Annotated in this window: 10 protein-coding genes; 6 read left to right on the plus strand and 4 right to left on the minus strand. The window is 60.7% G+C overall.

All coding sequences use genetic code 11. From position 1 onward, the window contains the following. Positions 1–99: 99 nt before the first annotated feature. From AKG11_RS32400 to AKG11_RS34140, 4 genes are all read right to left on the minus strand, one after another. Positions 100–1,929 (minus strand): ThiF family adenylyltransferase, encoded by a 1,830-nt coding sequence (locus tag AKG11_RS32400; protein WP_245290307.1) that lies wholly within the window; start codon positions 1,927–1,929, stop codon positions 100–102. After that, entirely contained in the window at positions 1,922–2,968 is a 1,047-nt protein-coding gene (locus tag AKG11_RS32405; RefSeq protein ID WP_050746984.1) for a cyclic GMP-AMP synthase DncV-like nucleotidyltransferase, read from the minus strand. Before AKG11_RS32405 ends, AKG11_RS32400 begins: the two co-directional genes overlap by 8 nt. A 3-nt stretch (positions 2,969–2,971) precedes the next feature. Continuing rightward, complete coding sequence (locus AKG11_RS32410; RefSeq protein ID WP_082342943.1) at positions 2,972–4,120, minus strand: patatin-like phospholipase family protein; 1,149 nt, start codon at positions 4,118–4,120, stop codon at positions 2,972–2,974. Between the two features lie 77 nt (positions 4,121–4,197). After that, complete coding sequence (locus AKG11_RS34140) at positions 4,198–4,419, minus strand: DUF2188 domain-containing protein (RefSeq protein ID WP_082342945.1); 222 nt, start codon at positions 4,417–4,419, stop codon at positions 4,198–4,200. A 158-nt stretch (positions 4,420–4,577) separates the two neighbouring features. Here AKG11_RS34140 and AKG11_RS32415 point away from each other — a divergent pair, with 158 nt between their 5' ends. The 6 genes from AKG11_RS32415 to AKG11_RS34145 all read left to right on the plus strand — a co-directional run. Continuing rightward, positions 4,578–4,937: a helix-turn-helix transcriptional regulator gene (locus AKG11_RS32415; protein WP_050746986.1), complete on the plus strand. Its 360-nt coding sequence runs from the start codon at positions 4,578–4,580 to the stop codon at positions 4,935–4,937. Positions 4,938–4,939: 2 nt separating this feature from the next. Next, the gene (locus AKG11_RS32420) at positions 4,940–5,461 is read left to right on the plus strand and encodes an ImmA/IrrE family metallo-endopeptidase (protein WP_050746987.1); all 522 of its coding nucleotides are present in this window, start codon (positions 4,940–4,942) and stop codon (positions 5,459–5,461) included. Positions 5,462–5,467: 6 nt separating this feature from the next. Then, positions 5,468–6,874 (plus strand): exodeoxyribonuclease I, encoded by a 1,407-nt coding sequence (locus AKG11_RS32425; protein WP_050746988.1) that lies wholly within the window; start codon positions 5,468–5,470, stop codon positions 6,872–6,874. A 199-nt stretch (positions 6,875–7,073) separates the two neighbouring features. Next, a complete protein-coding gene (locus AKG11_RS32430; protein ID WP_024271439.1) occupies positions 7,074–7,328 on the plus strand; it encodes a type II toxin-antitoxin system ParD family antitoxin in 255 nt (84 codons plus the stop codon). Next, complete coding sequence (locus AKG11_RS32435) at positions 7,328–7,621, plus strand: type II toxin-antitoxin system RelE/ParE family toxin (RefSeq protein WP_037409323.1); 294 nt, start codon at positions 7,328–7,330, stop codon at positions 7,619–7,621. The genes AKG11_RS32430 and AKG11_RS32435 overlap by 1 nt, the downstream gene beginning before the upstream one ends. 217 nt (positions 7,622–7,838) lie before the next feature. Next, the coding region (locus AKG11_RS34145) for a transposase (protein ID WP_156334213.1) at positions 7,839–8,099 on the plus strand (261 nt) is incomplete at its 3' end.

An 8,099-nucleotide genomic window follows, 5' to 3' on the forward strand; every position in this document is an offset into this window, starting at 1 on the left:
TAGAATCTGTCCCATAGCGCATCCCTCCATTCCTGGCTGAATAGTGCACCATCAAATACCGGGACTAAACACCTAGATCCCTGCGCAGCATCAGGCAGCTCACTCGCGATGCCCAGGCTCGCAAGCTGAGCAACTAGCAGAAAGCCAGGACCGATCGACCGTCCGAACACCCTCTTCAACTTCGCCAAAAGCAGAGCACCAGCCTCCGCTCAACTGCCCGCCAAGTGACATGATACGGCGCTGCGACGCGACGAATACGCGACTGAACGATTGCGCCGGCGGATCGAGAAGACAGTCCAGCGCGACTTCCGCGATCATTGCGTTCACGTAGGCGAGCTCCACCGGCCCATAGGGCTGATAATGCGCGCCGCAGGCCGGTTCTTCCTGAGCGATACCGCCGCCGTCCGGCCACTCCACAGCTGTGAATTCGGGCGCGCCGGTGCGCCCGATGTGACATTGCAGGCAGCCCTCCCTCTGGCCGATGGCGACCGCGTGGCCAGCGCAGGCATGCGCCTCGGTCCACCCGTAGACAATGGGCCGTGCGCGCCCTTGCCGGACATGCCAGCGATTGAGCGCGCTCTCGGCGACCCAGTTTCCAGTCGCAGCGACGATCATATCGGCCGCTGCGAACAAATCCTCGTTGTGCACGATCAGCTGATGCAGGCCGCAAGCGCGATGTTCGACGTTCAGATGCGGAAAGTCGGCCTGCAACCGTTCGGCTAAGGCTTCGGCCTTATTGCGCCCCATGGCGGTGGCGCCGAGCGGATGGCGCCCGACGTTGGGCCAGGTCAATGACTCGGGATCGACCAGGACTAGGCGGCCAACGCCCGCTTGGGCCAGCGCGCAGGCGACTGGCGCGCCTACCGAACCGCAGCCGATCACCACGACCGTCGCGTTGAGCAGCCGGCATGTGCGGGCATCTTTACCGCGCCCATGTACCCAGTCGGGATCGGCACGCTGAACCAGGGTCCTGATAACCGGAAGCGCGCCGAAAAAGCGGCCGAGCAGCAGCGGCTCCGGGGTATGGCCAGGCCGGAATCCGATGGAGAGGGGTTCATCCGGCGCGCGCGGCCGGCCCTTGCGCCGTTTTGGGTTGAGCGCCTTTACCCCGATCGATGCGGCGCCACCGCGTCCAATTGCGCCGAGCAGTGCCAGCACCTCGTCCGGCTCGCCTTTCGCTGCCTGCTCTAAGACCGCTATCGCTTCGTCATCGATACGCTCTGCCAAATGGTACAGATCGGCCGCCGTCTCTGGATATTCAGCAGGAATCAGCGGTGCGTTGAGCCAGAGGAACGCGGCCGCCTCCGTCTTCACCGGCGTCCTATGGCCGAAGCGGTGACGTACCCATTCCGCAATCGCGTCTTCGTCCTCCCCGACAACCTCGAGCCCCTTACCCCGCCACACACGCACCACCCGTGAAGGCGGCTCGGGCCTGACGAGGCTGAATAGGGTTTCACCTTGCGAATGCACCCGGTAACCCCAGTAGGTGACAAATTCCTCGCGGAAGTCACGCTCGATGATGGCGCCCTCCAGCAACTCTTCGACCAGCCGGACTGAGCGGTTTAACAAATTCATTGCGACCTCGGAGGGATCATCGGGATCCCACTCGGCCAGGTTCGGCAACAGGCACAGGATGCCATCGCTCTCGACGTGCGGCCAGGTCATAGGCTCTGGATGGTCGACCAGCGCGGTCCTGACGGGCGTCGCTGGAAACTGCGCGCCGGCCACAAGGTCGATTCGTCGGCTTACTCCGTCGGAAAACACCACGCTGATCCGCCAAGCGGCGACGATCCAGTCACGACCGGGATAGTCGCTAGAGATCGTCGCACGGTCGAGGCGCTGGGGCACTTGCCCCGCCCGCTCGCGCAGGGTCGCTTCGAGCAGGAGCGCTGCCCGTTGCCAATCGAGCGAGAGACCGGCCTTAGGCATGGCGACCACCGCCAGCGCTGCTGACCGCGCTGGCCGCCGCTGCCGTCGCGCTGAGCAGGGCGGCGGAGCCGATGATGGCAGGGGCGAACACTGATGCGCGCTGCTCTTCCTCCAACCGCTCGCTGAAGAAAGTGGTCGCGAACACCTTGTCCCAGCAGTTAAGCGCCGTCTCGCGCGTGCAGTCGGGGTCAAAGAGCGGCTCGAGCGTGTTGATCGCCTCCGTCAGCTTCTCGCGAAAACAGCGCGCCTTGGCGTCGTCGGACCCGCTGGTTATGGTGTCGCCTGGTGTCACCGGGTGGGCGACGACGAGGTCCCAGTTCAACCGATCACGGATGGCAACCATGGTGTCGTAGAGCGCGCGATCCTCGCGGTCGTTAGCGCGAAACTTCTCGGTCGTCAGAACCGAGATGCCAAAGCCGCTAAGGATCGAACCGCGCCAGCTATAGCGGCTACGGGCATATTTCTTCAGGTCACGATTGACACGGCGCAGCTGGATGCCGTTGGCGGATGCAGTGCGCTGGTCCTCATACCAGTCCGACACATCGCGGGCGTCTGACCGCTTCCAGCCGCTGCTCGCCGCCAGCTCGTAATGCACCTCCTCGCCGAAGACGGTGTCAGTGACGACGCGGCGATAGACCGGCAGATCGACGTGGTAACCCTTCTCATAGAAGACGCGCGCGCAGTTCGATCGCACCTCAGGCGCACGCTTGAACTTGCCGTCGTCGACCGCATCGCGCACCATCCAGCGCGCCTGTAGGGACGTCATCTCGGCCCCGCGATCACCGACCAGATCCTTCTTGTGGAAATAGACCCCGTCGTCGATGTCATAGTCGTTGTCGGGGTCGCGGCACATCGTCTTCATGGCGTAGCTGCCCTGTTTGACGAACTCGATCGGTTTCGGCTTGCCGGCCTTATCTAGCCCGTTGCGCAGCCGCGTCCGGTTGGAGTTGCGCCGGTCGCGCATTGCATCCTGCTCGCTCTTGGGCAGGGTCACATCCTGGTCGTGGTAAGCGCGCACATCTTTGGAGCAGTCGAACATCGCCTATCCGTTCTGCTTGTAGGTGGAATCGGAACGCCAGACGGCGCCGGTGGCCGGCATCGCCGGGAGATCAAGCATGAGTTGACGAATCATGCGCCCGTCGGCGCTGTTGGAATCATCGCAAGCGCTCTTGGTCAGATCGGCGTCGGTGTGCGCCTGGCTGACTAGCCGATCCATCGCTTCCGGCCGGGTGTCGTCGAGGGCGAGGTACGGCATCATACTTGCTGGCACCGGCTTGTTGGGAAAGCGCACGCGCCGGATCGAGCGACCGCAGTTGCTGATGGCGTTGGTCAAAAGCCTCGCCATGTGATCGAAGGCAAACTCCTGCGCCGAGATGCTAAGAGGTGCGACGTCAGCGCCGAGCGACCAGTCGAGCATGGAGCGGTGTGCGCTCTCTGCGTCGAGGTGATCACCCTCGGGGCGCGGACATGTTCCAAGTGAGTAGATCTCGATCGGACGATCGGGCGGCGCCACCGTCAGCGCGTCGACGAGCCCGACCATAATCGGATTATTGGCCCAAAGCCCCCCATCGGCGAACACCTGCTTGGGTCCGCCCGGCGTGTTCGGGTCATCGATGGCAGCGAGCGAACGGTAGATTGGCGCGGCGCTCGTCGCCATGCAAACGTCCACCAGCGGATAGTGATCGTCGCGCACCCCACTCTTGGGAGTTTTCTTGAAGACCCAGGCGCGGTGTTCGCTCATCAGCACGGTCGGGATTGCTAGCGAGATGCCGCGACCTTCGAACACGTCGATCATAGTGATGTCGTCGAGCACACCGCGCAGCGCCTCACGCAGCGCCTTGTCGCCCGCGCGTACGAAACGGTTGCCCTGGGTCGCTCGGTAGATCGCACTCCGCTTCCCCGTGATCCGATGCGGGAAAATCTTGGGGCCGTGATCGCGATAAAGCGCCACTACCTCCGTCATCGGCCGCCCAACGGCCAGCGCGCAGCCGACAATCGCGCCGGTGCTGGTCCCGGTGATCAAGTCGAAGCCGCGTCCCAGATCGAGGGCAGACTCGGCTCGAATGCGCGCGAACTGATCAGTCAGGCGCGCAAGAAACGCGGCCGTATAGATGCCCCGCATCCCTCCGCCGTCCAAGCTGAGTACCCGATAGGGCCGCTCAGCGCCTAGATCTTGCTCAACTTGCGCCATCTGCCGATGTTTCCTTTCTGGCGACTTATTCGCCTCATTCAGATGAACCGGACCAATTGTAGGGCGGTTCGGTTCCGTCAGCCCTTCGGCGGGAAGGGGTCGTTACCGTAAGAGTTGGCGTCCCGGATGCGACCGTCCGGACGGTGGATGACAACTTCGCCGCGTTCGCGAACGGCAGTGCTACGCGCGGCCTGTGTCGCATCGGCTTGCGTGCTGTGGGTCGATCCGACGCGAGTGGCACCTTCGCGACGCGTCGCCCAGCCCGACCCGTGGGGCACTACGTGAATTCGCTTCGACATTGTTGGTCCTCCGACTCGTGCCCGGGGCGTCACGCCCTAACGCTATCGATTCCTGAAGCAGCCCAAGTTGTCAACCATCAATCACAATCCATTGTTTGCAATAAGCACATAACGTTTGTGACGTTGACATTGCAAAAAGCAGGGCGCAAACATGATTCATGGCAGGCGAAGCAATCTACAAGACTTTTGGCAATGCGGTCTCGACCCGCAGGAAAGCGCTCGGCCTCACGCAGGCGGAACTGGCTGGCAAGGTGAAGATATCGCGCGCGTCGATCGCAAATATCGAGAGTGGTCGGCAGAACATCCTTTTGCATCACGTTTACGCGCTTGCCGCTGCACTCGATTTCACCAAGGTGGCAGATCTCCTGCCGCCGATGCCACAGAGGCCTTTAGGGGAGGGACTAAAGATGATGCTTTCCAATCAGGAGCTATCGAAGCAGACGCTGTCGCAAAATGCGGAAGCTCAAGTCGCCGACCTGATCACAACCGCATTGCAGCCAAGACGCGGTAAGGCCTGATCATGGCTGATGCCGATCCTGATCGCGCGCGCGCATCTGCACGTTCTATTCTGCGGGAGTTTGGCGTATCGGCGCCACCAGTCCCGGTCGAGCGAATAATCAAGTCGCGAAAGATCGTCCTTCAGTATGCGCCCCTCGATGAAGACCTTTCTGGGATGGCTTACATTAAGGACGGAGTAGGCATCATCGGTGTGAATGCGCTTCACCACCCGACCCGACAGCGATTCTCGGCAGCCCACGAGCTCGCTCATCACATGCTCCACGCTCCCGCGATTAGCCAAGCCGTGCATGTCGATAAGGGGATTCGCGTTCTGTTCCGCGACGATGTCTCAGCGCTCGGGACTGAGCCGATGGAAATCGAAGCCAATGCCTTCGCCTCGGAGCTTCTGATCCCCGCCGATCTCTTGGCCACCGCTTTGGAGGGCGGGGGCGTTGACCTTGAGGACGAGGCGGCGATTGAAGCCCTCGCGCGTCGGTTCAGAGTAAGTCCGGCCGCAATGCGGTTCCGACTGACTCGCTGGTAGCGCCCCATGAGTTTCGTCTTCTTCGATACCGAGACGACGGGGCTCAAGCGCGGTTTCGATCAGATTCTCCATTTTGCGGCTGTTCGCACAGACCCGAATTTGAACGAGGTGGCGCGCTTCGAAGCGCGCTCGCGCCTGCAGCCTCACGTGCTTCCCCATCCCTCGGCGTTGCGCACGAACGGACTGCCGATTGAGCGGCTGACCGACACAAACCTGCCATCGCACTACGCAATGGTAGGAGACATTCGTCGGACGCTGACTTCTTGGAGTCCATCCATCTTTGTCGGTTTCAACTCCATTCGCTTCGACGAAGAGATGTTCCGCCATGCACTCTTCCAGAGCCTGTATCCGGCCTATCTGACGAGCAACCACCGCAACTGCCGTGCTGACGCGCTCAGTTTGGTGATGGCTGCTGATGCCGTTTCGCCCGCACAGCTTGTCGTGCCGATCAACGAGGAGGGGCGGCGGACATTCCGTTTGCAGCAGCTGGCGGCCGCGAATGGCGTTGCCCATGCCCGCGCGCACGACGCCATGTCTGATGTACTTGCGACCGTCGAGCTATGCCGCTTGGTCAATGAGCGGTCTCCGGAGCTGTGGCAGCGGTTCGTTCGTTTCTCGAACAAGGCGACCGTTGCGGATTTCGTCGACGCAGAAGATGGCTTCGTGCTGACCGAGTTCTTCGGCGGGCAGGCTTATCACTCTCCGGTCGTCTGTATTGGTGTCGATCCTGACCAAGCCAACGGCCGGATTTGCCTCAGCCTCAATCAGGACGTCGGCCAGATTGCCGGAATGAACGATGTCGAACTGCAGGTCCATCTGGCGCAGAAGCCCAGCCCGGTCCGTCGCTTCAGGGTCAATGCCGCACCCACGCTCACCGCTTTCTTCGACGCTCCGGAGCATATGTTGGATGGCAATTCGATCGGGCAGATCGAAGACCGGGCCCGTCGCGTGAAGGCGGACTCGGATCTGTGTACGCGGCTTGTCGCCGCTTACATCGCCACGCGTGAGCCATATCCACTATCGCCTCATATTGAGGAGCGAATCTATAACGGCTTCCCAGGGCCGGATGACGAAGGGCGTGCGAACGCGTTTCACCATGCCGCGTGGCCGGATCGTCTCGCCATCGTGCAAAGCTTCGAGGATGAGCGCCTGCAGTGGTTTGGCTTGCGCCTGATGTACTTCGAAGCCCGCGCAGTTCTTCCCGCGGCGATAAGGGCCGAGATCGAGCGTCGCTTGGCGGACCAGCTCGCAGGCGATGGGTCCGGCTGTCTTACATACGAGCAGGCTTTGGCCGAGACTGACAAATTGATAGGGGAAGGAGCCGATCACGACGGTCTTCTCTCTCGGTACCGCATTTATTTGCAGGATCGCAGCGCGCGGGCAGCTACATTCAGGGCCCATAGGGCTGTTTGAACTGCATTCATATCGGATCGGCCCCAAACCAGCCATCAAGAGCAGCGCAATCCTTGGATTACCAAGCAGTTAAGTTTCAGCGGGAATGCGAATTGGCGGGGTCGCCGGTTCGATTCCTTTCAAGAGCCTGCCGCACGGCAATCAATAGTTTGACAAACTTTGCCATTGGCGGATATCGTTATCCATCAAGGAGATTCAAATGGCGACGATGAACGTATCCCTGCCGGACCCCATGAAAGATTGGGTTGAAGCCCAAGCTAAGACCGGTCGGTATTCGAATGCGAGCGATTACGTCAGAGACTTGATCCGCAGAGATCAGGCCCGTACCGACAAGATTGCCGAGATGCAGCGGTTTGTCGATGACGGAATTAGAAGCGGCGTTGGTAGCCGTTCAGCGGACGAGCTGTTTGCTGCAGCCACCACGCGAGCCGAGATCAGCCGCGGACGCGCTTGATGCCATTCATCCTATCGGTCCAAGCGGAAGAGGATGTAATCTCAATTGCGGAAGAAGGCATTCGCATCTTCGGAGCATTGGTTGCTAAACGATATCATGATGAGCTCTTCAATTTGTTCGAGCTAATTGCCGGCAATCCACGAATGGCGCGTGAGCGCCATGAGATTTCTCCGCCTGTTAGGATCCATCCCTTCAAGGCACACCTTGTAGTTTATCGCATCAAAGAGGACGGAAGCGTCTTTGTGATCCGTATCAGGCATAGCCACGAGGATTGGGCAGCAGATTCGCTCTAGTCAATTGTTTTGTCGAGTTCATGACTTGCTGGTCATAAGTTCGAACATCATCAACGCCACCGGCGGACTTTTGGGAAGGCGGCTCGAAGTCCGTTCATATGCGCTCGGCTGTCAGACTCAGATGCCAAGTAAGCGCCGTCTCCACCCCATTGGATTAGCTGTATTTTGAGGCTTTCTGCGTGTGCGAGAAGGTTTCCAGGACTATCTGGAGATTGGCATGGCAGATGATGGATTTGTTGGGCGCTACGAGGTTGTCGAGCCGCGTCGTGGAAACCGACGTTGGCCGGATGATATGAAGGCGCGGATTGTCGCGGAAAGCTTTGAGCCTGGTGTTCGTGTTGCTGATGTCGCGCGCCGTTACGACGTTGTTGCGCACCAGCTTTCGTTCTGGCGCCGGCAAGCGCGCGAGGGCATTCTGCCCCTGCCCTTTGAGGCTATGTCGGGCCCGTCGGAGAGCAGCGATGCCGAGCCTGCATTC

Origin of the sequence: Shinella sp. SUS2, from assembly GCF_001262505.1 — a bacterium.
GTDB lineage: Bacteria > Pseudomonadota > Alphaproteobacteria > Rhizobiales > Rhizobiaceae > Shinella.

What these genes read in the sequence shown, in the direction of transcription:
- AKG11_RS32400 (WP_245290307.1), bottom strand. Translation starts at nt 1,929, where the DNA reads ATGCCTAAGGCCGGTCTCTCGCTCGATTGGCAACGGGCAGCGCTCCTG.
- AKG11_RS32405 (WP_050746984.1), bottom strand. Translation starts at nt 2,968, where the DNA reads ATGTTCGACTGCTCCAAAGATGTGCGCGCTTACCACGACCAGGATGTG.
- AKG11_RS32410 (WP_082342943.1), bottom strand. Translation starts at nt 4,120, where the DNA reads ATGGCGCAAGTTGAGCAAGATCTAGGCGCTGAGCGGCCCTATCGGGTA.
- AKG11_RS34140 (WP_082342945.1), bottom strand. Translation starts at nt 4,419, where the DNA reads ATGTCGAAGCGAATTCACGTAGTGCCCCACGGGTCGGGCTGGGCGACG.
- AKG11_RS32415 (WP_050746986.1), top strand. Translation starts at nt 4,578, where the DNA reads ATGGCAGGCGAAGCAATCTACAAGACTTTTGGCAATGCGGTCTCGACC.
- AKG11_RS32420 (WP_050746987.1), top strand. Translation starts at nt 4,940, where the DNA reads ATGGCTGATGCCGATCCTGATCGCGCGCGCGCATCTGCACGTTCTATT.
- AKG11_RS32425 (WP_050746988.1), top strand. Translation starts at nt 5,468, where the DNA reads ATGAGTTTCGTCTTCTTCGATACCGAGACGACGGGGCTCAAGCGCGGT.
- AKG11_RS32430 (WP_024271439.1), top strand. Translation starts at nt 7,074, where the DNA reads ATGGCGACGATGAACGTATCCCTGCCGGACCCCATGAAAGATTGGGTT.
- AKG11_RS32435 (WP_037409323.1), top strand. Translation starts at nt 7,328, where the DNA reads ATGCCATTCATCCTATCGGTCCAAGCGGAAGAGGATGTAATCTCAATT.